The sequence below is a fragment of the Micromonospora sp. NBC_01740 genome, assembly GCF_035920365.1.
Classification (GTDB): Bacteria; Actinomycetota; Actinomycetes; order Mycobacteriales; family Micromonosporaceae; genus Micromonospora; species Micromonospora reichwaldensis.
In genome coordinates this window covers 1151992-1176443 of record NZ_CP109150.1, presented here as the reverse complement: position 1 = coordinate 1176443, position 24452 = coordinate 1151992, and the positions used below count along the sequence as shown (strand labels likewise).

Sequence of the window (24452 nt, the reverse complement as noted above, 5' to 3'; positions counted from 1 at the left end):
GGCGCGTTTAGTGAACCGATGTCCGGCGACGGTGGCCGCGAACTTGTCGCCGCAGGTGTCCTGGCGGCGGCTGACCGCGTCGTCGAGGACGTCGACGCGGCGGGTGTCCTTGACGATCCACGCCTTGAGGTCGCCGATCTGTCGGCGCAGCGCCGCCTGGGTGTTGTGGCGGCTGTCAACTGACTGTCGAATAATCCTGGACCGTCTCCTCGTGAAACCTCACGTTCGGGGGATCCGGTTCGGGCTGTTCGGGCCATCGGTGTCAACGTGACCGAGTGTCGATCGGACTCTCGGTCGCCGTGTGATCACGCTGGGATGAAACTTTCTCCGGACGGAGCTGGTGGATCAACCTTCAAAAGGCTTAAATGGGACGAAGGGCCGAAGGGGTGGGGCATTGCCTCATGTTCGTGCTTCGATGTGTTTCATCCCGTTGCAGGTCCGGCTCCGTGGGTTGAGGTATCCCGCCCGATCGGGAAACCTGTAGCCGACTCGGCTGCCAGTGTCGGCCGATCAGCGCTACCGGTTTTCTCCATCGGGAAAACCTCCGAGTTGCTGCCTGCTGGTCCGGGCCGGATTTCGGAAGAAGCGCAAATGGAAACCCCCCGTTGCAGCGGGGGGTTTCTGTTTTTCGGTGCGTATCGACAATTCCGTTCGCGTCGCGGGTTCGCGCAGGACGGACGTACGGTTTTCTGCGCCGGTTCCGCGCATTGACGACAACGGTGTCCGGCGGCGGCCGTCCCGGCGTTTCAGCTTGGTTCACGCGCTTCAGTTGGGCCGGTTCCGTGCCCGATGATGGTCGGGTACCGCCGGCCACTGGCTGCAACCAGGGGCGGTACGCGGGCCCGCGTCGCGGGCCCGCGCTGTGCGCAACAACCGACTCCCCCGGGAGGCCCGGACCAGCACCACCGGGGCGGAGGCGCTGCCTCCGCCCCACCCGCCGGGGCGGACGCCCGCCCCGGTCAACTCGGCGGCGGCCGCGCGGCCGCCACGACCGAAGGAGTTCCGAGCCGGATGACCGAACAACCATCCCTCGACCCCCGCCGGGCGGCCGTTCCATGCGGCCTCCCGGCAACCCGGCGACCGGCCCCGCAGCCGGGGGCCTGGTGGCCCGGCGTCATCGTGATCGTGATCGTGATCGCCACGTCGGTGGCCCTGCTGCTGTCGGGGCGCGCCCTGGACGAGACCCTGCTGACGGCGGGTGCGGTCGTCCTGCTGGCCGGCGAGGTGGCCCGCCGGACCGTTGGCGTCCACGGGCCGCTGCCCACGGCACTCGTGACTGCGGCGGTCGCCGTCCTCGCGGGTGCGGTGCTGCTGACCGGTCGGCCACCGACCGAGGTCGCGCTGGCGGTCTGTCTGACCGGCGCCGTCGCCGGCCGGGTCTCCACCTGGCTGTTCGGGGCGCCTGGCCCTCGGTGGGGGGTGTAGCGCCGACGAAGCGCGCCGGTGCCGGACCCGCGTCCGGCACCGGCGACCACGGCGCGCCGCCGATGTCCACGAACACGAACAACGCCGGGCGTGAGGGCCCAGGCTCCGAGAACGGCAGCCCTCACCTCACCGAACTCGTCCGTCAGCTGAAGCTGACCTACCGGCAGGCGGGGAACCCGTCCTACCGCACGATCATCCGGACCACCTCGATCGGCCTGTCGACCTCCACGATCAGCCGCATCTTCACCGCCAGGAAGCCGCCGAAGTGGGAGAACCTGACCGAGCTGCTGCTCGCGCTCGGGGTCTCCCGGGAGGACATCAAGACCACGTGGCACCGGCTCTGGATGCTCGCCGACAACGAGGCCAACCCGCTCACGGGGACCGACAACGCCGGCGGGGAACTGCTGCCCGCGGGGCGGCGACCGAAGGACGTCGAGGTCTGCCACCGGTGCGGGGCGTGGATCGCGGACACCGCGCTGCACACCCGGTGGCACGCCGGCGTCGCCCGGGTCGAGATGCCCCCGAACGAGCAGAAGCCGGTGAACGTCGCCCGCCGCCGACGGTGACCGGACGGAGGCGGTCAGGCGGGGGCCAGGCGTACGCCGTCGCGGCCGTGGTGTTTCACCGCGTAGAGCGCCTGGTCGGCGCGGCGCAGCGTGGCCTCGGGTGACTCGCCCGGGCGGGGAAGGGCCACCCCGACGCTGATCGTGCGGCCGATCTGCCGCGCCGCCTCGGCCAGGCGCTCGGCGATCCGGACCGCCTCCTCGGGGCGCCCCACCTCGATCACCGCCACGAACTCGTCGCCGCCGATCCGGTAGAGCTCGTCGCCGTGCCGCAGCGCCCCCTCCAGGGCCCGGGCCAGCCGGACGAGCACCCGGTCGCCGGCCTGGTGGCCGTACGTGTCGTTGACGGCCTTGAAGCCGTCCACGTCGATCGCCAGCAGGGCCGTACGCCCCGGGGTGGCCACGGCGATCCGCTGGCCGAACGGCCCCGTGTGCCGCAGCCCGGTCAACGGGTCCGAGTTGGCCTGCTCGCGCAGGCGGGCCAGGGTACGCAGCCGGTCGAGGCAGCTCCACGCCTGGCCGGCGAGCAGCTCCAGCAGGTTGACGGTGGTCGGGTCGGGGCGCAGCAGTCGTTCGTCGGCCACCAGCAGCACCCCGCCGTCGTCGGGCCGGCCGACGGGCACGGCGACCAGCGTGCGCACCCCGGCCCGGGTCAGCGGCCGGTGGTCGGGCACGGGCGGGTGTCCCGCCTCGCCGAGCGTGTAGCCCACGCCGTGGCGGTGGGCGCGAGCCACGAGTCCGTCCAGCGCGGCGGGGTCCGCCTCGGTCAGTTCCGCCCGGATCCGGGCCTCCAGCTCGCCGGGGGTGGCCGGCGGCGTACCCAGGCGGGGCCCGTCCGGGCCGGCGAGCACCAGTACCGCCGCGGAGAGCGTGGACACGTCCCGGGCGGCGGCGATCGCGGCGGCGAACAGGTCCCACTCCGTCGACGCGGAGGTCAGCGCGGCGGCGTGCCGTAGGAGCTTCTCGCTGCGGCTCTCCGGCGGTGGCCCGCCGAGCGCCACGATCCGGGCCCCGAGGCGGGCCGCCAGCCGTTCGGCGGTGTCGCGCCACGGGCCGAGGTCGGCCGGGCCGCACCACTGGAGGTCCAGCACCCCGATGGGCCGGCCCGCCGGGTCCAGCACCGGTACGCACACCTCGGCGGTGACGTCGGGGCGTACCGGGATGTAGTCGGGGTCGGCGGCGACGTCGGGCACCACGGCGGTCTCGCCGGAGGCGTACACGCGGCCCACGATCCCGGTCTTCGGCGGCACGGTGGAGAAGACCTGCCAGGAGCCGGTGGCCGCGACGCAGCGGAGCCGGTCGTGGACGTGCAGCAGGACGGAGATGGTGGCCGGCGCGTGGCGGGCGAGCGCGGTGACGGTCCACCGGCACGCCTCGACGACGGTCGACGCCATGGGGAGGCGGACCGTGACGTCACGGATGACTCGCTCGTGATCCACTCGGCACGTCGTTCCAGGTAGGGAGGGCCGCGACCGGCGGGCGGGCCCGCGATCAAGCGTACTCAGGCAGGCGCGGGACCAGCGGGATTCAAGATCGTCGAGACTTTCGTACACATGTGCCATCCACAGGCTGTGGACAGGGCCTGTGGGTACGGGCGGGCCGCGCGCCGGGGCCCGCGGCGATAGCGTGAGGGTCCCGGTCGAGTGGAGGCACCGATGCTCATCGCCCAGCTCAGTGATCCGCACCTGACCACCGGCGTGCTCGCCGCCGAGCCGGCCGCCGGCCTGCACCGCGCCCTGGGCCGGGTGCTGGCGCTGAACCCACGGCCCGACTGCGTGGTGATCACCGGCGACCTGGTCGACCGTGGCCGCCCCGACGAGTACGCGACCCTGCGCGAGGTCATCGGCCGGTTCCCGCTGCCGGTGCACCTGGTCGCCGGCAACCACGACGACCGGGAGTCGCTGCTGGACGCCTTCGGGGGCACGCCGTGGCTCGGCGGCGGCTTCTCGGCGCACTACCACGTGGACCACCCGGAGGCGACTGTCGTGGTGCTGGACTCCCTGATGCCGGGCGGGGGCGACGCCGGCTGCCTCGGCGAGGACCAGCTCGGCTGGCTGGACGGGGTGCTGGCCGGTCGACCCGAGGTGCCGGCCGTGGTCTGCCTGCACCACCCGCCGGCACCGGTCGGCATCCCGTTCCTCGACGACATCCGGCTGACCGACGGCGACGAGCTGGCCGAGGTGATCGCCCGCCACCCGCACGTGGTCCGGGTGGTCGCCGGGCACGTCCACCGCCCGGTCACCGTGACCTTCGCCGGCACGGTGCTCACCACCGCGCCGAGCACCTGGCGACAGAGCTCACTCACCACCAGCGCCGACGACCAGTTCGGCTGGGTCGTCGAGCCGACCGGCTTCCTGCTGCACAAGGTCACCGGGAGCGGTTGCGCCACGCACCTGGTGCAGGCCAGCCACGCCGCCGGCATGACCTGCGGCTTCTGACCGCCGGGACCGGTCGGCCGTGGTGGGCGAGGTCTGGTACGTCGCGTACGGGTCGAACATGCACGCCGCCCGGCTCGGCTTCTACCTGGCGGGAGGCTGCCCGCCCGGCGGGCGGCGGACGTATCCGGGCTGCCGGGACCCGCGACCCCCCAGGCGTACGGTGCCGGTGTCGCTGCCCGGCGGCGTCTACTTCGCCGGCGAGTCGCGGGCCTGGACCGGCGGGATGGCGTTCTACGACCCGGCGCTCCCCGGCGAGGCGGCGGCCCGGGCCTACCTGCTCGACGTCGGGCAGTTCGCCGACGTGGCCGCCCAGGAGATGTACCGGGAACCCGGCGCCGACGCCGGCCTGATCGCCGAGGCCGTCGCCACCGGGAGGGCCACCCTCGGCCCCGGCCGGTACGAGACCCTGCTCTGCCCCGGCCGGCTCGACGGGCTCCCGCTGCTGACCTTCACCGCCCCGTGGGCGGCGTCCGAGGTGCCGTGGCGGGCCCCGGCCCCGGCCTACCTAGACATGATCGCCCGTGGCCTGCGCGAGTCGCACGGCTGGGACGCCGACCGGATCGCCCAGTACCTGCTGGCTCGGCCGGGGGTCGCCGGCGCCTGGGACGCCGTGGCCGTCGCGGCGCTGCTCGCCGGGACGCACCGGCGCGAGGGTGCCGGGCTGACCACGGACCTGCCCGAGGTGCCGGGCTGACCGACGCACCGTACGGCCTCCGACGCCGAACGCGGGCGGGGGCGGGACGCTCGGTGGCCGCCGTCGCGCCGCACGGTGACCCCGGCGGTCGGTCGGACGAGCGGCGCACGTCCCGCCGGCCGACAGCGGATCAACCGGGCGGACGCAATCGCCCGGGGCGGCCGTTTCACCGTCCACAATCACCGCCGGAGATCGATAACCTCGGCCGGCCGTGCGCGGGTACGGCTCATCCGCCGGCACCACGACCGGCCGTCTGTGTGGGGGAATCGCATGAGGAGAAGGCTGATCGGTCTCGCGGTGGCGCTCGCCGTCACGGTGGGCGTGTCGCTGACCACCGCCGGCCCGGCCCAGGCCGCCACCCCGGCCGTCCAGATCACCAAGGCCTACTACAACTCGCCGGGCGCCGACAACCGCTCGAACTCCAGCCTGAACGCCGAGTACGTCCGGCTGACCAACCGGCGCTCCACCACCGTCAACCTGAAGTACTGGACGCTGCGCGACCAGTCCAACCACGTCTACAAGTTCTCCGGCGACTTCCGGCTGGCCCCGGGCGCCAGCGTCTTCGTGCACACCGGGAAGGGCACCAACAGCTCGACCCACCGCTACTGGGGCTCGGGCGCCTACATCTGGAACAACACCGGAGACAAGGCGTCCCTGCGCAACTCGTCCGGCACCCTGATCGACTCCTGCTCGTGGGGGAGCAAGGGCAGCTACACGTACTGCTGAGGCGGGCGGCCGGCCCCGGGCAGCCGGGGCCGGCGGCACCCCTCCGCCGGCCGGCGCCCAGGCTGCCGGGCATGTCGGAAACGCCCGTCCGGACGGTCGCCGGCCGCGAGTTTGCGCAGGTCTGCACCCCCGCCCCGGTCGACCGGGGCGGGCGACGATGAGAGGCTGTCCGCGACGCGGCGGCGCTCGGCCACCCTCGCCACCGCGACCGAACCTGTCGACGGCGCGGCCCGCCCCCGGGGTGGACCGTCACCCGGGTGCCCGCGCCGGCTTCCCACGAGGAGTTCCATGTCCATCCCCGGGATGCGCCGGGCCGCCATCGGCCTGACCGCGCTCGCCGTGACCGCCTTCGGCGCGGTCACGACCACCCCCGACCAGGCGGACGCCGGCCCGAAGCCGGTCGCCGTCAAGCTGCTCGCCCTCAACGACTTCCACGGCAACCTCGAACCGCCGTCCGGCTCCAGCGGCAGCATCGCCGGGCAGCCCGCCGGCGGGGCCGAACACCTCGCCACCCAGCTCGCCGAGCTGCGCAGGCACGCCAAGAAGCAGAACACCATCACCGTGGCGGCCGGCGACCTGATCGGCGCCTCCCCGCTGCTCTCCGCCGCGTTCCACGACGAGCCGACCATCGAGGCGCTCTCGCTGGCCGGGCTCGACTACGCCAGCGTCGGCAACCACGAGTTCGACGAGGGCGCCGACGAGCTGCTGCGCATCCAGAACGGCGGCTGCCACCCGGTCGACGGCTGCGTCGACGGCACCCCGTACGAGGGCGCCGGCTTCCAGTACCTCTCCGCGAACGCGTTCAAGACCGCGACCGGCCAGCCGCTGCTGGCCCCGTACGCCATCCACAAGGTGCAGGGCGTCAAGGTCGGCTTCATCGGCATGACGCTGGAGGGCACCCCGCGGATCGTCAGCCAGCAGGGCGTCGCCGGCCTGACCTTCGCCGACGAGGCGCAGACCGCCAACCGGTACGCCCGCGAGCTGCGCCGCCAGGGCGTCGAGACCATCGTCGTGCTGCTGCACGAGGGCGGCACCCAGGACGCGACCGGCGGCATCAACGACTGCAAGGGCATCTCCGGCCCCATCGTGGACATCGCCAACCGGATGGACCCGTCCATCGACGTGGTCGTCAGCGGCCACACCCACCAGGCGTACAACTGCGACATCGCCGGCAAGCTAGTCACCAGCGCCAGCTCCTTCGGTCGCCTGGTCACCGACATCGACCTCTCCATCGACCGGCGCACCGGCGACGTGATCAGCGCCAAGGCCGAGAACGTGGTGGTCACCCGGGACCTCCCCAAGGACCCGGCGCAGACCGCGCTGATCAACCGCTACAAGACCGTGCTCGGCCCGGTGGCCGGCCGCGAGGTCGGCCAGACCACCGAGGAGATCAAGAAGACCCAGGAGACCCTCTTCGGTACGACCCTGGGCGAGTCCCCGCTGGGCAACGTGATCGCCGACGCGCAGCTCGCCGCCACCGACGACGAGCAGGGCGCCGTCGCCGCCTTCATGAACCCCGGTGGCGTACGCGCCGACCTCGACGCCGGCCCGGTCACCTACGAGGAGGCGTTCACGGTGCAGCCGTTCGGCAACAACCTCGTGACGCTCGACCTCACCGGCGCGCAGCTCTACTGCATGCTGGAGCAGCAGTTCGTCACCGGCCGGACGCTCTACCCGTCGTCGACCGTCCGCTACGTCGTCGACCCGGCCGGCACCACCGGCACCGTCGCCGACGCCTGCACGGGCACCCGGGTCGTCCGGGGCAGCCTCACCCTCGGCGGGGTGGCGGTCACCGCCGACGCCACGTACCGGGTAACGGTGAACAACTTCCTCTCCGGCGGCGGCGACGGCTTCACCGTCCTCACCGGCGGCACCAACGCGGTCACCGGCATGATCGACCTGGACGCGTTCGTGGCCTACCTGACCGCCGAGTCCCCGGTCTCGGCGCCGGCTCTGGACCGCATCCGGACCACCGCGGAGGTCCCCACCGCCTGACGGCAGCGGTACGCACCGACGGGCCCCGGAACATCCCTTGCGGATTCCGGGGCCCGTCGCCGTCCGCGGTGGGGCGGTGCGGTCAGGCCTGCACGGGGGCCGGTTCGGTGGCCGGCGGGGCGGCCGGCGCGCGGCCGTCCTGGGCCGGCGTGAGCAGCCGGCGCAGGGAGAGCGCGATGAGCGAGGCCACCAGGCAGCCGCTGACGACGACCACGACCCAGATCCGGCCGTTGGCCGCACCGAGCAGCGGGCCCGCCGTGACGGGGCCGATCACGCCGCTGATGCCGAAGATCATCGAGCTCATGGCGTTGTACCGGCCGCGCAGCGCGTCCGTGGCGAGCGCGTTCGTCAGCGCCGGCATCACCGGCGACAGCAGCGTCTCGCCGAAGCCGAAGATCGCCGAGCAGGCCACGACGCAGAGGGCGGCAAGCAGCGCGTTGCCCGGTCCGACCACGCCCCCGGCCCCCAGGACCAGCCAGGCGATCGCGAAGACCCCGCCCACGACCGCCAGCCCGCCCGTGCGGCTGCGCCCCTCCATCCGCCGCAGGACCAGCAGTTGGGAGAGCACGATCATCACCGTGTTGCCGGCCAGCGCCCAGGCGACCACGCGCGGCGTCACCTCGGCCACCCGCACGGCGTAGGCCGTGAAGCCGACCTCGATCTGCGCGTAGCCGCAGGTGGTCAGGACGAGGCCGAAGATGACGAGCCGCCGGAACGGACGGTCGCGCAGCACGGTGAGGTAGCCGCCGGCCGACGTCCGCTCCCCGGCCGGTCCGGCGGCGAGCCGGTGGCCCACGTGCGGCAGGGTCAGCAGGATCAGCGCGGGCATCAGGTAGCTGATCGCGTCGAGCACGTAGATCGCCTGGAAGGTGACCTCCCGGGCGGTGTCGACGATCGCGCCGGAGGTCAGGCCGCCGACGCCGATGCCGAGGTTGAGCAGGGCGAAGTTCAGCCCGAAGACCCGCTGCCGCTCGTCGGCGTCGGTGAGCGAGGCGAGGATCGTGTTCTGCCCGGGCCAAATGACCGAACTGCCCATCGCCACCAGCGTCATCACCCCGAACGCCGAGGCGCTCGAGTCGACCAGGGCCAGCGACCCGGTGCCGACCGCCTCGATCAGCAGGCCCGACAGCAGGATCCGGCGCGCGCCGAACCGGTCGATGAGCGCGCCGCCGATCGGCGAGAGCGCCAGGGTGATCACGCCGTACCAGCCGATCACCAGGCCGGCGCGGGTGTCGGTGAGACCCCGGACGTCGGTCAGGTAGATGAACAGGAACGGCAGGGTGAGGCCGCGCCCGATCGCCGACAACAGCGTGCCGATGAGCATCCGCCGGGCTTCGGAACGGCGGGGCAGGGCGCGACTGAGCATCCCCCGATTCTGTGTGCTGGGTGTGACACGGCGCGAGACCTTTTCGCGCCGAGTTTCCCGTTCGCCGTGTGCGCGGGGTCACACCGCAGGCGCGTCGGCGCGGCGTCGTACCTCTCTGCGATCCTGGTCGGGATGACCACAGCCTGGCGACACCTGCCCCCACCGGCCCGCGAGATCGCCGCCGCCACCACCGACGCGGTCGCCGCCGCCCGCGAGCGCGCCTCCGAGGCGTACGACGTCGCGGTGGCCCGGCTCGCGGCGGCCGAACGGTCGGGCCTGGTGCTCGGCGCGGTGGTCCGGCTGCTGCTGGAGGAGACCCACCCCGACGGCCTCGACGGCGACGACGTCCGTCAGGTGCTCGAAGGCTGCGTCCGCGACGCCGCGCAGTGGCGGCCCGACGTCGACCCGCACGTGGTCCTCGTCCTGTTGGCGGGCGCCCTCGGCGTCTACGACCCCGACGGCGACGAGTCGCCGCCGGACCCGCCCGCCGTGGCGCAGCACGCGCCGCTGCTCGTCGCCGACCTGCTCACCGTCACCGGCCGGCCCGTCGAGGGTTACCTGACCGCCGCGTTCACCGAGATCGCACGCACGGAGCGACACGACTGAGCGCGCGCTGACACGGTTGCTGTTCCTCGCCGCTGCATCTCATCGAACGCGGCGGGTGGGCGCGGTCGAACGGCTTTCGGGGCGGAACAAATAGTCAAGCTCGGCAGGGGTAATGCGGGCGATGAGCCGGCCACGAAGCTCGCTGACCTGACTTCCGATTGAACGTCGTCGCGCGGACGACGTGGAACTGAATGACCTGCGCCTTTAGTCGCCACGCTGGCATCCGCCGGGATCTGTCGCGGCTTCCAAAGGTTGTGATCAATGTCTCTACCTGGTTGCATGGGCGTCTGCACCCTTTACCGCACGCAGTCGTACGGCTACTTTGTGTGTTGCCATGGCCCCTACGGCAAGGAGTGCACCGGACAATGGGCGTAAAGAAGCTTCTCGCAGCCGGGTTGACCACAGCTTCTGCGGTCGTCTCTGCGGCAATCGGCACCAGTTCACCCGCCATCGCAAGTGACGTCGGCCCCGCCGGCACGGCCTACGGATGCGGCTATCCGCAGGTCTGCTTCTACAAGACCCAGGCCAACTGGACCGCGAGGGACTGGACTGCGGCCTACCAGGACATCACCGGCAGTTACCAGAACCTGAGCTCTGGCGCCTACGGGTCTTACTACGTATACAACTCCCGGAATGACGACGGAGCCTTGCTGCATTACACCAACGGCTACACCTACTGTCTTCACCCCAGCACCTACGTCAACAACTCGACGAATCCCACGGGTTTCTGGACGGTAGACAAGATTCGCATCATGGATTCGCCGACCTGCTAGCAACAGGAAGGGCGTAGCGCACAGTAGGCGCTGTGAGGCTGGAGGGTGTCGCCGACCTGTGCGGGGCACGAGAGGGCGCATCCATCGACTGGATGTGCCCTCTTACCTCTGGTCGGGGTGGCCGGATTCGAACCGACGACCTCTTCGTCCCGAACTCTCGGCGAGTGGGCCGGATCGAGCTTAGTGCGAGGTCAAGGGGCCCGCTGACGCACCTCTCGGCTTCGTTCGGCTGGCTCGGTTGCTGTACTTCGCTGCTGTACTGCTGGCGTCAGATGAGGCGCTGGATGCGGACCTTGGGCTGCTCGTTCCTGAGGTGTCCTTCCTTGTGTTGGCGGACCTGCTCGTCCCAGACCTCCTGGTCGTAGTCGGGGTCGGGTGGGATCCACTTGTGGGAGCCGTCGCTGTAGTGGAACTTCTCGTCGCCGGCCCGCAGGATGCTCATCGGGTCCAGCCGAGGAACCGACGGTGCAGGCGGCCGGCGGGAACGTGGGCCAGGTCCTGGGCGGCGTCGACGAACTGGGCGGCGAGGTAGAGGGCCAGCGACACCGGGGCACGGTCGTACTCCGCTCGTAGTTCGCGCCGTCGGGGCTGGCAGGGCCAGTCGGCACCGCAGCCGCCGCACGTCCAAGCCGGTGTCACCGGGAGGTGTGTCGTCATCGCGGCGCATCCTGGCTCGGCCAGTGGCCGCGGTTGATCGGGATGGGATGACGGCTTCGGCAGGGCAGGTCGCTTCCGCAGCGGCAGATACGCCGCCAGTGCCGCCACGACCAGACGGGCCGGTGCCGGCGGGCGAGCGTCAACGCCGCCGCCAAGACGTACTCGTCGTAGGGCACGCGTCGCCGGCTGTTGTTCTGCCTCTGGTGGTAGCCGGTGTCCCGCACGGGACCTGCGGTCGGAGAAGTTGCATCGTTCGGTCTGGTCACTGTGCCTCCCCGCCGACGCTGAGGATCCCGTGGGCACCCGGTCAGCCGTGTCCGGAGACAGGGCACCCACGGCAGGACGACCCGGCCGCCAAGCTGGGTAGCCCCACCAGCAACTTAGGACGCAATGTGCGCAGGGTCAACAGCTACGACACATAGCGTTGTAAGTCGAGCCGGAGGTGTGGTCTGCTTGCACCAGCCGCCAAGCTGGGAGCACCACCTATGTCTGAAGCCGCCTACCTACAGGTAGCCCGGGATATCCGCGAGCAGGTCAGCTCCGGCCAGTTGAAGCCGGGCGACAAGCTGCCCTCGTTCGCCGCCCTCTGCGAGCACTACAAGGCCAGCAACACCGTCATCCGCGCCGCCATGCTCCTACTCAAGGCCGAAGGGCTGATCGACGGCCGGCAGGGCAAGGGCGTCTACGTCGCCAACCCGCTCCCCCGGTAAGGGCGGTCGTCCATCGAGGCTCGACACCTCGCTTATCCCCTCTGTGTGGATCGTCCGAGGTCGTCTTCTGTCCACGTTCGCGAACCTCGGGCGACTGTCCGCACGCCTCCGCCGACGGGCGCCCGTACGCCGGTCGCTGTCAGCAACTCCACCCGACCCAAGCTGTCGTTCCGGGCGATGACCCGTTGGGGTGCCGGTCGTGCAGTTCCGCTGGAAGTAAGACCCCCGGTCGCCCGACCTCCCGCGTGATCCTCGGTACGGCTGCTGACCTGCTGGAACGCCTTCCGTCAACTTCCGGCGTCTTCCGCTGTTACTCGCGCTCGGTTGTGCCGAATCTGTGCCCGACCTTCAAGCGATGGGTTGCGGCGTGGTCCCCGCTGACTGCCCGGTCGCAGCCTGACGCCTCGCTTACAAGAACCGTGCGCTTCGTCTGCCTGCGTCCGCATCCGTCGCCCGCCTCGGCCGACCGTCCATGCGGCGCCGGGCGTGGTCGTCTTTGTTCCGGCTCGTAGCTGTCACCGTTGCTGTCGACAGCCCGCCCGGGCAAAGGTCACAATTCCCCGTCCGCCTGACGTTTGAGCAGCCGGGCCAACGCCAGCGCCGATGAGGTGATTTCATTCGATCATGATGCAGCCCATACGCCATGGCGCCTACCGGTTCTACGCCCGCCGCCTCCGCGCCCAACTGGCCGGGAAGTCGCTGCCACGGCACGTGGCTATGGTGATGGACGGGAACCGCCGGTGGGCCAGGCAGGTGGGCTTCGATGACCCCGGGGTGGGCCACCGGTACGGCGCGGAACACGTCCACGAGGTACTGGGCTGGTGTGCCGACATGGGCATCCATCACGTCACTCTGTTCATCGCCTCCGTCGACAACATGCGTAAACGGGCATCCGAAGAGGTGGAGAACCTGATGCGGATGATCGAGGAGGTCGTCGCGGAGCCGCTCCTCCGCCCGGCCAATCCCTGGCAGCTTCACCTGGCCGGCCGTGCCGACGTCCTACCCGACTCGACACGCCACGCCCTGAAACTCGCGGAAGACGCCACCCGCGAACGCGGTGCCGAGTTCCATCTCACAGTCGCCATCGGCTACGACGGCCGCGAGGAAATCGTCAGTGCAGTTCGCTCCCTGCTGGAACAGGAGGCACGAGCGGGCGCCACACTCGACGACGTCGCCCAGCGACTAACCGCCGAGGCTCTCGCGGCGCACCTGTACACCGGCGGCCAACCCGACCCTGATCTGGTCATCCGCACGAGCGGAGAACGCCGCATGTCCGGGTTTCTGCTCTGGCAGGCCGCCTACTCCGAACTTTACTTCTGCGACGTGTACTGGCCCGGCTTCCGGAAGATCGACTTCCTGCGCGCCCTGCGCTCCTACTCGGCCCGCAGTCGACGATTCGGAGCGTGACAACCACATCCCCCTGCTCCCGGTTCCGTGGCGCAACCGCAAAGACCGGCGACCGTCAGACGTTGAAGCGGAACTCAGGTGCGCCCTGCCGTGGCCTGCGGCAGCCTGGTCGCCGCGCTGGTCACGTCCCGTTTTGGGCTCACGTCATTGGTCGCTGGTTGCCGACGTTTCACGCTGTCTTGTGCCCCGTGTGTGCCCCGGACGGCTCCATGACCTTGAACGGCTCTCGAAGTATGGCGGGCAGGTCGCCCAGGGTATCGAAAGCCAGTCCGCCCCAGCCCGGGTCGGTGTCGTTGTGCTCCGTGGTCCGGAAGACGGTCATACCGACCGCTGCCGCCCCCGCCAGCTCACCGTCTGCGCCGTCACCAACAAAGACGCACTCCGCCGGTCCAACGCCCAAGTGCTCGGCAGCAAGGTGATAGATCGCCGAGTCGGGCTTGGCCAGCCCGACATCGCAGGAGAAGACCGCGACATCGAACCGTTGGGCGAGCGGACTCTGCGGCCATGCCTCGGCAGTGTCCGAGGTGGCGTTGCTGATGAGTGCCAGCGGATGCCCATCGCTGCGTAGCGCGTCGAGCACATCCAGGGTGGCGGCCGAAATGCTGTCCAGCACCCGACGCCCGAGGGCTCGCCGATGCTTACCGGCCCGTGTCACCTGTTCGATGGTTGGTGTGCCGCCGAGGCGTCCGGCGAGGATGCGAATGGTCTCCTCCACGTCCCACCGGACCAGCCGGTCCCGCCAGGTGGCGTGGTACGCGGCAACCAGCTCGGCCGGAGCTACCCCGACCATGACCGCCATCTCGCCGACTACCCGGTCACGCTCCTCGTCGGCCCCCTGGATCAGGGTATGGAAGAGGTCGAAGATCACTGGCCGAGACATCTCAGCATCCTACTGAGATCGCCACCGCTGTCACCTTGCCTGCCATCCCGTCTGCCATCGACCCGCCCGTGTGGGGAGCGGGCCGCCGCCCGGCCCGCCACGTCAAGCGGACCTTGACGGCTCGTACGGACGCTGGCGGGCCGGGCGGCGGCCCGCTCGGCTCGCCCGGGTCGACGGCAGGCGGGATGGCTCCCGCAACCACCCACGAACCGTGACCCGCCGGCGGAGTCCGGCCATCCTGGAGCCGGAGCGCCCCCGCCGGAGGCGCAGTAACCGCAACCCCCGCAACCGCCGCCAGCTCGCCGACGCGGCCGGCGTGCGCTCCCCTACGCCGCGCGGCTCGTGGCCGCGCGGTCCGGCCGGCTGCCGGCCCACCACCACCCGGTCAATGCTGCTGTCGTTCTGCGGCGGCCCACCGGGCTCCCCGCTCTCCGCGCCAGCCGCCGGGCGTGTTGCGTGGCCGGAGCGGAGCGACAGCGGAGTGCAGGCCGCGCGCCCTGGCGGCGGCGCGTGCGGCCCGCTCAGGGCCGCCTTGATAGATGTACAGAAAGTCCTCCCACACCCGGCCGGCAGTCGGTGTCCTCCGTCGGCTGATGTGCAACAGCCGTCCGCCAACTGTTTTTGCGACGCCTCAGCGCGCTGATCGCGGCACATGCAGTCATTTCGTCGAGGGCCTACCCGTCGTGCTGTGCTGCCTCCCGGGCAAACTGAAGGCCATGGGGTCCGGCGCGCGCGAGGCCACTGAGGTCGGGAAACTACGTCGACCGTGGTGGGGCTGAATGATGAACAGTTGGTGGAGCGGCTCAACTGACCAGCTCGCGGTCTGCTCGCGCAGTGCCCTGGTGGAGATCGCCGCGGTGCTACCGGCAACGGGCAGGTTCGTCGTTGCCCGGCTTGACGGAATGAGGATGACGGATGCGGACCACGCCCTCTACGAGTTCTCCGACGCGCTCCTCTTTCCTGGCTACTTTGGCTGGAACTGGGACGCGTTGTCCGACTGCCTCCATGATCTGAACTGGTTGCCGGCGGACGGGTACCTGATCGTGGTCGAGAACGCGCCCCAGTTGCTGTCGAGCAGTGCCGAGGATCAGCACACGTTGTTCCGAATCCTGTATCAGGCCGTTCGTCACTGGGCGAGCCCGCTCGGCCAGCCGGACGGCAAGGGCAGCCCGTTCAAGGTGCTGCTGCTGTGCGATCGCGACGAGGATGCGGCGCTGTTGCGGCAGGAGATCGCCTACGCAGTCCACAAGATGCGGTGAACCGTCATGCGCGCGACCGCCGTCTACCACCCGCTTATCGAATGAGCGGACGTCCCGCCGACGGTCAACCTGCCGCATCTAGACCGCCAGCCCTTGTTACAGATCACCTGACAGTCGCGACGCGCAGATTGGCCCCCGAGCTGGCTGGCAGCACGGATCCTGGTGGGCATGTCGTAGCGTCGATGGCATGACAGCTGTGGTGGTGTCTCTCGCTGCGTTCGTCGTGTTGCTAATCGCGGCGTTCATCTTTGTCGGCTGGCGAGACCGCAAGCGGCTCTCCTCACATGAGGATTCGGCTGCGGCGCGCGATGCCGCATCCGCCCAGGCGCGACACGCGGCCGAGCGCCATGGCGCGCAGGGTGAGGTATGGCGAAGCGGGCAAATCCCTAACTAATATCACGTAAGCGGCAACTTCCTGGGACCGCAGCGGCTCAGACGCGCCTACGTGGTTACCTGATCCGCCAACCGACGGTTGGCTCGCATCGGTCACCCTGTGCGTGACTGATTCCCAACCTTCCCGTCACGTCCGGCCATCCCTTGCTCGTGACGTCAACCACCTTGGACCGCTACACGCACTCGACTCGAGACCAGGATCGCAGGGTGCTCGCGTCGTTCGCTGCCTTCTCGCTGCCTTCGAGAAAGCAATGATCGTCAGAAACGAATCAAGGCCCCTCGTTGGAGGGGCCTTGACCTGCTCTTACCTCTGGTCGGGGTGGCCGGATTCGAACCGACGACCTCTTCGTCCCGAACGAAGCGCGCTACCAAGCTGCGCCACACCCCGAGGCGTGCCGACAAATAGTAGCCCACCCCCGTCGGTGGTCCAACTCGGTACCCCCACCGCCCTGCGGGTCCTCCCGGACCGTGCGGTACCCGCCGGGCGCCGACCCCGTCTGGCGCCTGATGTCGTGAACGACTCAGCTCGACAGGGCGAACACAGCCAGGTCCCCCGGGCGGATCCGACGCTCACCCTGCACGGCTGCCTGCCGGCAGCCAATTCCCGCCTCGCTCGTCAACCGGCCGAGCCGCCGAGCCGTAGGCGGCAGCCCGGCGGATCACCGGCGCAAGGGTCAGCGGGGGATCAGGGTGAGCACGCTCGCCTCCGGTGGGCAGGCGAACCGGACCGGCGCGGTCGGGTGGGTGCCGAGGCCGGCGGAGACGTGCAGCCACGAGTCGGAGCCGGGCCAACGGTGCAGGCCGCGTGCCATGGAGCGGGGCAGGCCGCAGTTGGTCACCAGGGCGCCGACCCCCGGTACGCAGACCTGGCCGCCGTGGGTGTGTCCGGCGAGCATCAGCCCGAAGCCGTCGGCCGCCATCCGGTCGAGGACGGCCGGCTCGGGGGAGTGGGTGAGCGCGATCGACAGGTCGGCGGTGGGCGACACCGGCCCGGCGACCGAGTCGTAGTCGTCACGTTCGACGTGCGGGTCGTCCACGCCGAGCAGCTCGACGACCCGGCCGCCGGCCTTGACGGTGGTGCGGGCGTTGTTCAGGTCCGCCCAGCCGGCGCCGACGAAGACGTCCCGCAACTCCTCGTGCGGCAGTTCGACGCCCTCGGTGTACTCCCGGTCGGGCAGGAAGTAGGTGAACGGGTTCTTCCAGACCGGCCCGGTGTAGTCGTTGGAGCCGAAGACGAAGGCTCCCGGGAGGTCGAGCAGCGGCTGGAGGGCGTGCAGCACGCCGGGCACGGCGCCGGGGTGCGCCATGTTGTCCCCGGTGACCACGACCAGGTCGGGGTCGAGGGCGGCCAGCGACGCCACCCAGCGCTGCTTACGCCCCTGGTCGGGCATCATGTGCAGGTCCGACAGGTGCAGGACCCGCAGGGGCTCCGCGTCGGCCGGCAGGACCGGCACGTCGTACCGCCGCAGGGTGAACATGTTGCGCTCGACGAGTGACGCATAGGCCAGGGTCGCCGCGCCGAGCGCGGCGGTCCCGGTCGCGAGCCGGAATAGTGTGCGCTTTCGCATGCCGTTCAGGGTAGTTTCACCGACCATGAGCACGCTGAAGGACCGTCTGACCGCCGACATGCGCGCCGCCCTGAAGGCGCGCGACGAACTGACCACCTCCACGCTGCGGATGGCGCTGGCCGCCGTCGGCACCGCCGAGGTCGCCGGCAAGGCCAAGCGCGAGCTCACCGACGACGAGGTGCTCGCGGTGCTGACCAAGGAGGCGAAGAAGCGCCGGGAGGCCGCCACCGCCTTCGGTGACGCCGGCCGCACCGAGCAGGCCACGAAGGAGATCGCCGAGGGCGAGGTGCTGGAGCGCTACCTGCCGAAGCAGCTCCCCGACGCCGAGCTGACCGAGCTGGTCTCGGGGGCGCTCGCCGCGGGCGGCTTCACCGGCAAGTCGCAGATGGGCCCGGCCATGAAGGCGGCCCAGGCGGCGGTGGCCGGCCGGGCCGAGGGCGGTCGCGTCGCCGCCGAGGTACGCCGCCAGCTCGGCCTCTGACCCCGGCCGCACCGACCCGCGTACGCGAAACGGGCGGGCACCCCGCGAAGGGTGCCCGCCCGTGGCGTTCGTCCGGCCGGCTCAGCCGCCGGATCGACCCGGCGGTCGGCCGGGGGTGTTCGGCCGGTTGTTGTCGGGCGTCGTGCCCGGGGCGGTGCCGCCGCCGGAGCTGATCTGGATGGTGACCACGCCGCCCTTGATGGTCCGGCCGTCGGGGCTGGTGCCGGCGGCCTTGCCGGCCGGGCAGCTCGACGGGACCTTGATGTCGGAGATGATCGCGTCGAAGCCCTCCGCCTTGATCCGGGACTTCGCCTGCTCCGGGTCGAGGCACTTCACGTCGGGGATCCGGCGCTGGTCGCCCTCGGAGATCTTCTTGCCCGGGGGCTCGAAGTTCTTCCGGTCCTTGCCCTTCATGGCGTCGCGCAGCGTCTCGTAGACCGGCGGGTTGATGCCGTCCTTCTGCTTGTGCTTCATCTTGACGTTGGTCTGCGGCCAGTCCGGGTCGGCCATGATGCCGGCCACCGCGTACTGCTTGGTCATCGCGACCAGGGCCGCGCTCTTCTCCGAGTCGGTGGTGCCGGACTTGCCGGCCACCGGCGCGTCGACGACCTGCTTGACCTCGGCCGCCGTACGGCTGCCGCCGCACTTGCTGGTGGAGGAGTTGTCACCGACCGGGCAGCGGGCGGCGTCGACGGCGGCGCGGGCCACCTCGGTGCTGACCCGCTTCTCGCAACGCGGGTTGGCGATGTCGAGCTTCTTGCCCTCCGGGTCCTTGATCATCTGCACCGGGATGGGCTCGCAGTACTTGCCGTCCGCCGCGAGGGTGGCGTAGGCGTTGGCCAGCTCAAGCGGGGTGGTGCTCGAGACGCCCAGGGTGAACGCGCCCCAGTCGTGCGCGGCCGCCTTGTTGTTGGCCCAGTCGTTCTCCCTGCTGACCCGGAACTGGATGCCGAGCCGCTTGGCCACGTCGACCACGTTCTCCGCGCCGACCTGCTGCTGGAGCGGCACGAAGTAGGTGTTGATGGAGGAGGAGAAGGCGCTCCACATGTTCTGCACGCCGCCGGCCTTCTTGCCGGAGTTGGTCGGGCAGTACTTGTTGGTGCCCGGGCAGGCGGCCTGGCTGCCCGCCTCGACGATGTATTCCGACTTGAACGCCTGCGGGGCGTTGATCGTGTAGCCGAGCGGGATGCCCTTCTCCAGCGCCGCCACGATGGTGAAGATCTTGAAGGTCGAGCCGGCCTGGTAGCCCGTGATGCCGTCGCCGCCGGTGAGCAGCGGGTTGACGGTGTTCGGGTAGTTGCCGCGCTTGCCCTTCTTGCGCTGCTTGGGGTCGCTGTGCTCCTTGTTGGCCGGCTTCTTCGGGTCGTCGAGCTTGAAGTTCCGGTTCACCGCCAGCGCCCGCACCCGGCCGGTGCCCGGCTCCACCACCGCCACCATGGCGGCTTCCTTGCTCTTCTCCGACTTGGCCTTGCGGACGGCCTTGTCGGCGCCCCGCTGGGCCTGCGGGTCCAGGGTGGTGATGACGGTGTAGCCGCCGCTCTTCAGCCGCCGCTCCCGGTCGTACGAGGTCGAGCCGAACGTCTCCTGCCCCATCCACCAGCGGTAGAAGTAGTCGCAGAAGAAGCCCCAGCCCTTCTCGTTGGTCGAGACGCAGCCGTTGGGGGCCCGCTTGCCGGTGACCACGAGCTTGGTGGCCTTCGCCGCGTCCGCCTCCTGCTGGGTGACGGCGCCGGTCTCGACCATGTTCTGGATGACGTAGTTGCGCCGGGCGAGGGCCGCCGCGTGGCCGCTCTTGGTGGTCGGGTCGTTGGTGCTCGGCGCCTTCACCATGCCGGCGAGCATGGCCGCTTCCTCGAGCTTCAGCTTGCTCGGCGGCTTGTTGAAGTAGACCTGGCTGGCGGCGTAGATGCCGTACGCGCCGTTGCCGAACGCGGCGATGTTGAGGTAGCGCTCCAGGATCTCGTCCTTGGAGAGTTCCTTGTCGATCTGGATCGCGTAGCGCATCTCGCGCAGCTTCCGGGCGCTGGTGTCCTCGGTGGCCGCGACCACGTCCGCCGGGTGGCTCGCCGAGTAGGCGATGGCGAGGCGGACGTACTGCATGGTCAGCGTCGAGGCGCCCTGCTGGCTGGACGCGTTGGACTGGTTGTTGACGAAGGCCCGGGCGATGCCGTTGAGGTCGACGCCGTTGTGCTTGTAGAAGTCGTGGTCCTCGGCGGCGATGATCGCCTTCTGCATGACGGGCGCGATGTCGGCCAGCTTCACGTCGCGACGGTTCTCGTCGTACATGGTCGCCAGCGGTGTCTTGCCGTCGGAGGCGAGAAGGTAGCTGATCTGCGGCGCGCGGGCCACGGTCAGCTCCTTGGGCAGTGCGCCGAAGGTCTCGGCGCCGGCCTTCGCGGCCAGTCCGGACATCGCCACTGCGGGGAAGGCCGCCGCCGCGACCACCACGCCGGCCAACAGGCCACAGATGAGTAGCGATGCGGCGTTGGTCAGCACATTGTGGTCACGTTTCCGCATCCAGGTCACCTCGACAGGGTACGCGAGTAGGGAACGAGGGGCGCCGGGGCGTTCTTTCCCCATTTCCTGCGCGCGCCGACCTCGTTGTGCTAAACGCACGACCCCCGGTGCGAGGTTGCGTGAATCCGCCGCCGAGTTTCCCTCCTGACGGAGGGGGCCCGCAGCGTTTTCACGGACCCCGACGGGGTAACCGGCGGTCGCGAAGCCCGGGAAGCCGGGAGTGTCCGGAATGATGGATTTCGCCGACAACGTTGCGTAATCAGGCGACTACAGAGCATGATGGTGGCGGCGACAGCGCCACATGTCGTCCGTGCCGCCTTGGGGAAGGCGGGCAGGGCGATCGGGGGGATTGCCGGCTGGTCCGCGACGGGGTCGGTAGGTACTGCAAGGGGGGACGTGTACAGATGGGCATGATCACTGACTGGCCGTCGCTGGCGGCGTGTCAGAACGGGGACCCGGACGCGTTGTTCGTACAGGGCGCCGAACAGAACGTGGCGAAGCGGATCTGCCGGAGCTGCCCAGTTCGGTACGAGTGCCTGGCCGACGCGCTGGACAACCGGATCGAGTTCGGAGTGTGGGGCGGCATGACCGAACGCGAACGTCGCGCGCTGTTGCGCCGTCACCCACAGGTGGCGAGCTGGCGCAAGATGTTCGAGGCCGCGATGAAGAAGAACGCCAAGGACAAGACCGGCAAGGACAAGATCCTCGTCACCACCGCCGGCTGAGCACCGTCACGGCCGGCTGATCGCCGCGCCGATCGTCCGCAGCCCGTCGACGTCGTGCACGTCGGCGGGCTGCGCCGTCACCGACACCGCCGGCACCGCCGGGAACGCCTCGGTGAAGCGGGCCGCCACCTGCCGCTCGCGTACCGCCTGCTGGGCCAGCGTCGCGTGGGCCCGCAGCACGTCGACGGTGCCCTCGTGCCCGCCGAGGCCGGCAAGCCGCTCCGCGGCGGCCAGGCTCTCCGCCGCGTCGATCCCGGGCACCGCCGAGCGGTGCACCCGGTTGAGCACCAGGCCCGCCAGCGGCATCTTCTCCTCGCGCAGCCGGCCCGCGAAGTAGGCGGCCTCCCGGACCGCGTCCGGCTCCGGCGCCGCGACCAGCAGGAACGCCGTCTCCCGCGCCTGGAGGATGCGGTACGTCTGCTCGGCGCGCTGCCGGAAGCCGCCGAACATCGAATCCAACGCGGCGACGAAACCGGAGAGGTCGGTCAGCAACTGGGCCCCGAGCACCTTCTGCACGACCTTGGAGAACATCCCGAACGAGGCCGTGACCAGGCTGAACATGCTCCGCCCGCCGGTCCGCGCCGGGGCCAGCAGCAGGCGCAGCATCCGCCCGTCGAGGAAGCGGGACAGGCGGGCCGGTGCGTCCAGGAAGTCGAGCGCCGAGCGGGACGGCGGGGTGTCCACCACGATCAGGTCCCACTCGCCCCGGGCGTGCAACTGGCCCAGCTTCTCCATCGCCATGTATTCCTGCGTGCCGGCGAAGGTCGAGCTCATGGCCTGGTAGAAGGGGTTGGCGAAGATCTCCGCCGCCTTCGCCGGGTCGGTGTGCTGGAGCACCACGTCGTCGAAGGTGCGCTTCATGTCGAGCATCATGGCGTGCAGCTCGCCGCCGCTGGCCTCGACGTCGATCCCCTTGACCTGGCGGGGGGTGTTGTCCAGCTCGGTCAGCCCGAGCGACTGGGCCAGCCGGCGGGCCGGGTCGATGGTGAGCACCACCGTGCGCCGGCCGTGTCGCTCCGCGGCGCGCAGCGCGAGCGCGGCGGCCGTGGTCGTCTTCCCCACCCCGCCCGCCCCGCAGCACACCACGATCCGGACGCCCGGATCGGCGAGGATCTGGTCGACGTCCAGCTGCGGCGCCGCGTCTTCGGAAGGCACCAATCGAGCGTATCGGGCCGGGTCGGTCCGTGCGCCCGGGCCGGTCGCAGGTGTGAGTCAATCCGCCCGGACGAGGGTCGCGGCGAGCTGGTCCAGGCCGGCCCGGTCCACCCCGTCGGGCAGCAGCGGCAGCTCGGTCATCGGCAGCCCCAGCTCCACCAGGTCGGCGCGGAGCGAATCCTCCAGCTCGCGGCGGATGGCCTGGTCGCGCGCCTCGGCGACGAGCCCGACGACGGTGTCCCGGTCGGTCGGCAGCCCGGCGGCGCGCAGCCCCCGCTCCAGCTCGGTGGCGGCCACCACCCGCCCCGCGGGCAGCGGGGGGCGGGCGCCGTTGACGATCACCCGTCCCACCGGGAAGCCGAGCTGGGTCAGCTCGGCGATCGCGTCGACCGTCTCCTGGACCGGCATCTCCTCCAGCAGGGTGACGACGTGCACGGCGGTGATCGGGGAGCGCAGCAGCGCCGCGACCCCCTCGCTCTGGGTCTTGATCGGGCCCACCTTGGCCAGCCGGGCCGTCTCGGCGGTGACGTTGAGGAACCGGCCGATCCGCCCGGTGGGTGGCGCGTCCAGCACCACCGCGTCGTACGCGCGCCGCTGGCCGGACGTGCGGGTGGTCGCCTCCTTCACCTTGCCGGTGAGCAGGACGTCCCGCAGGCCGGGGGCGATGGTGGTGGCGAAGTCGATCGCCCCGAGCTTGCGCAGCGCCCGGCCGGCCGCGCCGAGCTTGTAGAACATGTCGAGGTACTCCAGCAGGGCCTCCTCGGCGTCCACCGCCAGGGCCCGCACCTCCCCGCCGCCCGGCGCGTCGGTCAGGTGCCGCTCCTCGTACGGCAGCGGATCGGTGCCGAAGAGCTGGGCGATGCCCTGCCGTCCCTCGACCTCGACCAGCAGCGTGCGCCGGCCGCCGGCGGCCAGCGCGAGGGCCAGCGCCGCCGCGACGCTGGTCTTGCCGGTGCCCCCCTTGCCGGTCACGACGTGGAGGCGGGCCGGCCACTGGGTGCCGGCCGGGTCGGCCGGCGACTCTGCTGCGCGCACCCGTCGAGCCTATCCAGGCCGTGGGCTCAGGCGACCTCGCAGACCCACCAACCCGTCTTCTTCACCACGGTGAACCGCAGGTCCTGGTCGGCCACCTTCTCGTCCGCGGTGGTCATGGTGACCTTGGTGGTGACCGTGGCGCGGTCGCCGGTCTGGTTGTCCACCTTCGGGGTGCTCCACCGGAACCGCGGGTTCTGGTGGGCCGAGACGTGCTTCTCGACCTCGGCCACCTTGGCGGCGATCTTCTTCTCGTCCCGCGACGACGAGCAGACCAGGCCGGCCGCCCGGTCCGCGTCGCGCTCCTGGTAGACGGCCTTGAGGAACTCGTCGACCGCGACCGTCGGCTCCTTGGCCCCCGTGCCGCTGTCGGCGTCGCGCAGCGTCAGGAACGCGACGACGCCGCCGCCGGCGCAGAGCAGCAGGATCACGGCCAGGGCGATGGAGGCGATGAGCACGCCGCGCTTCTTCTTCGGCGCGGCGGGCGGCTGGTAGGGCGGGTACCCGACCGGGGCCGGCGGGATCGACGGGTCCGGGGCGACGGCGGGGCCGGGCGGAGGAGCGACGGCCGAACCGGGCGGAGGGGCGGCAGCCAGGCCGGGTGGGGTGGCGGGACCGGGTGGGGTGGCCGGACCGGGCGGAGGAACGGCGGCCGGGCCGGACGGGGTGGCCGGGTGGGGCCCGGCGGCCGGGTCGGATGGGACTGCCGGGCTGGATGGGGTCGCCGGGTCGGGTGCGGCGGCCGGGCCGGGAGCCGCCGGGGAGCCGGGCTGGTCGGCCGGCGGTCCGACGGGGCCACCGCTGGGTGGTTGGGTCATCTCATCCCCCGGGTTGCGGCGTCGCCGCCTGACCGGGCGACGAGCGTGATCGAGCTGGCGGCGAGCCGGCGGAGCGCCCGTCCGACCGGAAGGGTAACGGTCGGGTCCCCGCTCCGGGGGGCGGCGGGTGCCGTCAGGTTCCTTACCGATGGTGTGTCGTATATGTGACTTTGGGTGATCGTCTGTGCGCGTCCGGTTGGCGTGTCTGTCGCCGCCGACCTACGTTCTCAGCGGCGCGGGGGGCGGGCCGGGCGGAGGGCCCGG

At 71.0% G+C, this 24452-nt stretch carries 25 protein-coding genes and 1 tRNA gene; 15 read left to right on the top strand and 11 right to left on the bottom strand.

Going from position 1 to position 24452, the window contains the following annotated elements; all coding sequences use genetic code 11:
- Window positions 1-18: 18 nt before the first annotated feature.
- The 3 genes from OG989_RS05620 (at window position 19) to OG989_RS05610 (ending at window position 1991) form a co-directional block, all read left to right on the top strand.
- A complete protein-coding gene (locus OG989_RS05620; RefSeq protein ID WP_327029886.1) occupies window positions 19-183 on the top strand; it encodes a hypothetical protein in 165 nt (54 codons plus the stop codon).
- Window positions 184-1011: 828 nt separating this feature from the next.
- A complete protein-coding gene (locus tag OG989_RS05615) occupies window positions 1012-1425 on the top strand; it encodes a hypothetical protein (protein ID WP_327029885.1) in 414 nt (137 codons plus the stop codon).
- 62 nt (window positions 1426-1487) lie between these two features.
- Entirely contained in the window at window positions 1488-1991 is a 504-nt protein-coding gene (locus OG989_RS05610; RefSeq protein WP_327029884.1) for a helix-turn-helix domain-containing protein, read from the top strand.
- Window positions 1992-2005: 14 nt separating this feature from the next.
- Here OG989_RS05610 and OG989_RS05605 read toward each other — a convergent pair whose 3' ends face one another.
- The gene (locus OG989_RS05605) at window positions 2006-3427 is read right to left on the bottom strand and encodes a GGDEF domain-containing protein (protein ID WP_151453573.1); all 1422 of its coding nucleotides are present in this window, start codon (window positions 3425-3427) and stop codon (window positions 2006-2008) included.
- 216 nt (window positions 3428-3643) lie between these two features.
- Between OG989_RS05605 and OG989_RS05600 the strand changes: the two genes are divergently transcribed.
- The 4 genes from OG989_RS05600 (at window position 3644) to OG989_RS05585 (ending at window position 7841) form a co-directional block, all read left to right on the top strand.
- On the top strand, window positions 3644-4426 hold the full coding sequence (locus OG989_RS05600) for a phosphodiesterase (RefSeq protein WP_151453574.1): 783 nt from the start codon (window positions 3644-3646) through the stop codon (window positions 4424-4426).
- A gap of 19 nt (window positions 4427-4445) precedes the next feature.
- The gene (locus OG989_RS05595) at window positions 4446-5120 is read left to right on the top strand and encodes a histone deacetylase (RefSeq protein ID WP_327029883.1); all 675 of its coding nucleotides are present in this window, start codon (window positions 4446-4448) and stop codon (window positions 5118-5120) included.
- A gap of 270 nt (window positions 5121-5390) precedes the next feature.
- The gene (locus OG989_RS05590; RefSeq protein ID WP_151453575.1) at window positions 5391-5846 is read left to right on the top strand and encodes a lamin tail domain-containing protein; all 456 of its coding nucleotides are present in this window, start codon (window positions 5391-5393) and stop codon (window positions 5844-5846) included.
- Window positions 5847-6134: 288 nt separating this feature from the next.
- A complete protein-coding gene (locus tag OG989_RS05585) occupies window positions 6135-7841 on the top strand; it encodes a bifunctional metallophosphatase/5'-nucleotidase (protein WP_327029882.1) in 1707 nt (568 codons plus the stop codon).
- A gap of 82 nt (window positions 7842-7923) precedes the next feature.
- Here the strand turns inward: OG989_RS05585 and OG989_RS05580 are convergent, their stop codons facing one another.
- On the bottom strand, window positions 7924-9207 hold the full coding sequence (locus OG989_RS05580) for an MFS transporter (RefSeq protein ID WP_327029881.1): 1284 nt from the start codon (window positions 9205-9207) through the stop codon (window positions 7924-7926).
- A 132-nt stretch (window positions 9208-9339) separates the two neighbouring features.
- Here OG989_RS05580 and OG989_RS05575 point away from each other — a divergent pair, with 132 nt between their 5' ends.
- Both OG989_RS05575 and OG989_RS05570 read left to right on the top strand, forming a co-directional pair.
- Window positions 9340-9813, top strand: coding sequence for a hypothetical protein (locus OG989_RS05575; protein ID WP_327029880.1), 474 nt, complete (start codon window positions 9340-9342; stop codon window positions 9811-9813).
- Between the two features lie 365 nt (window positions 9814-10178).
- Complete coding sequence (locus OG989_RS05570) at window positions 10179-10586, top strand: hypothetical protein (RefSeq protein ID WP_327029879.1); 408 nt, start codon at window positions 10179-10181, stop codon at window positions 10584-10586.
- A gap of 268 nt (window positions 10587-10854) precedes the next feature.
- Here the strand turns inward: OG989_RS05570 and OG989_RS05565 are convergent, their stop codons facing one another.
- Together OG989_RS05565 and OG989_RS05560 are read right to left on the bottom strand one after the other, a co-directional pair.
- Entirely contained in the window at window positions 10855-11028 is a 174-nt protein-coding gene (locus tag OG989_RS05565) for a hypothetical protein (RefSeq protein WP_327029878.1), read from the bottom strand.
- The gene (locus tag OG989_RS05560) at window positions 11025-11243 is read right to left on the bottom strand and encodes a flavin reductase (RefSeq protein WP_327029877.1); all 219 of its coding nucleotides are present in this window, start codon (window positions 11241-11243) and stop codon (window positions 11025-11027) included. The genes OG989_RS05565 and OG989_RS05560 overlap by 4 nt, the downstream gene beginning before the upstream one ends.
- 485 nt (window positions 11244-11728) lie before the next feature.
- Here OG989_RS05560 and OG989_RS05555 point away from each other — a divergent pair, with 485 nt between their 5' ends.
- Window positions 11729-11953, top strand: a complete 225-nt coding sequence (locus OG989_RS05555) for a winged helix-turn-helix domain-containing protein (protein ID WP_327029876.1) — start codon at window positions 11729-11731, stop codon at window positions 11951-11953.
- Window positions 11954-12577: 624 nt separating this feature from the next.
- A complete protein-coding gene (uppS, locus tag OG989_RS05550; protein ID WP_327029875.1) occupies window positions 12578-13360 on the top strand; it encodes a polyprenyl diphosphate synthase in 783 nt (260 codons plus the stop codon).
- A 169-nt stretch (window positions 13361-13529) separates the two neighbouring features.
- Here uppS and OG989_RS05545 read toward each other — a convergent pair whose 3' ends face one another.
- On the bottom strand, window positions 13530-14228 hold the full coding sequence (locus OG989_RS05545; RefSeq protein WP_327029874.1) for an HAD family hydrolase: 699 nt from the start codon (window positions 14226-14228) through the stop codon (window positions 13530-13532).
- 791 nt (window positions 14229-15019) lie between these two features.
- Between OG989_RS05545 and OG989_RS05540 the strand changes: the two genes are divergently transcribed.
- Both OG989_RS05540 and OG989_RS05535 read left to right on the top strand, forming a co-directional pair.
- The gene (locus OG989_RS05540; RefSeq protein ID WP_327029873.1) at window positions 15020-15499 is read left to right on the top strand and encodes a barstar family protein; all 480 of its coding nucleotides are present in this window, start codon (window positions 15020-15022) and stop codon (window positions 15497-15499) included.
- Between the two features lie 187 nt (window positions 15500-15686).
- Entirely contained in the window at window positions 15687-15893 is a 207-nt protein-coding gene (locus OG989_RS05535) for a hypothetical protein (RefSeq protein WP_327029872.1), read from the top strand.
- Window positions 15894-16203: 310 nt separating this feature from the next.
- On the opposite strand, the gene OG989_RS05530 is transcribed toward OG989_RS05535, so the two are convergent.
- Both OG989_RS05530 and OG989_RS05525 read right to left on the bottom strand, forming a co-directional pair.
- Window positions 16204-16280: transfer RNA gene (locus OG989_RS05530), tRNA-Pro, on the bottom strand.
- Window positions 16281-16566: 286 nt separating this feature from the next.
- Window positions 16567-17460 carry a metallophosphoesterase gene (locus OG989_RS05525; protein WP_151453585.1) on the bottom strand — a complete coding sequence of 298 codons (894 nt, stop codon included), beginning with the start codon at window positions 17458-17460 and terminating at the stop codon, window positions 16567-16569.
- A 25-nt stretch (window positions 17461-17485) separates the two neighbouring features.
- On the opposite strand from OG989_RS05525, the gene OG989_RS05520 reads away from it, so the two are divergent.
- On the top strand, window positions 17486-17941 hold the full coding sequence (locus OG989_RS05520) for a GatB/YqeY domain-containing protein (protein ID WP_151453586.1): 456 nt from the start codon (window positions 17486-17488) through the stop codon (window positions 17939-17941).
- 81 nt (window positions 17942-18022) lie between these two features.
- On the opposite strand, the gene OG989_RS05515 is transcribed toward OG989_RS05520, so the two are convergent.
- Entirely contained in the window at window positions 18023-20458 is a 2436-nt protein-coding gene (locus OG989_RS05515) for a penicillin-binding protein (protein ID WP_327029871.1), read from the bottom strand.
- Window positions 20459-20862: 404 nt separating this feature from the next.
- Here OG989_RS05515 and OG989_RS05510 point away from each other — a divergent pair, with 404 nt between their 5' ends.
- Window positions 20863-21183 (top strand): WhiB family transcriptional regulator, encoded by a 321-nt coding sequence (locus OG989_RS05510; RefSeq protein ID WP_132238543.1) that lies wholly within the window; start codon window positions 20863-20865, stop codon window positions 21181-21183.
- A gap of 6 nt (window positions 21184-21189) precedes the next feature.
- On the opposite strand, the gene OG989_RS05505 is transcribed toward OG989_RS05510, so the two are convergent.
- From OG989_RS05505 to OG989_RS05495, 3 genes are read right to left on the bottom strand one after another with little or no spacing between them, the layout of a single operon-like run.
- Window positions 21190-22341, bottom strand: a complete 1152-nt coding sequence (locus OG989_RS05505; protein WP_327029870.1) for an ArsA family ATPase — start codon at window positions 22339-22341, stop codon at window positions 21190-21192.
- 54 nt (window positions 22342-22395) lie between these two features.
- Entirely contained in the window at window positions 22396-23373 is a 978-nt protein-coding gene (locus OG989_RS05500) for an ArsA family ATPase (RefSeq protein ID WP_327029869.1), read from the bottom strand.
- A 26-nt stretch (window positions 23374-23399) separates the two neighbouring features.
- Window positions 23400-23966, bottom strand: coding sequence for an Rv0361 family membrane protein (locus OG989_RS05495; RefSeq protein ID WP_327031116.1), 567 nt, complete (start codon window positions 23964-23966; stop codon window positions 23400-23402).
- Window positions 23967-24452: the final 486 nt, after the last annotated feature.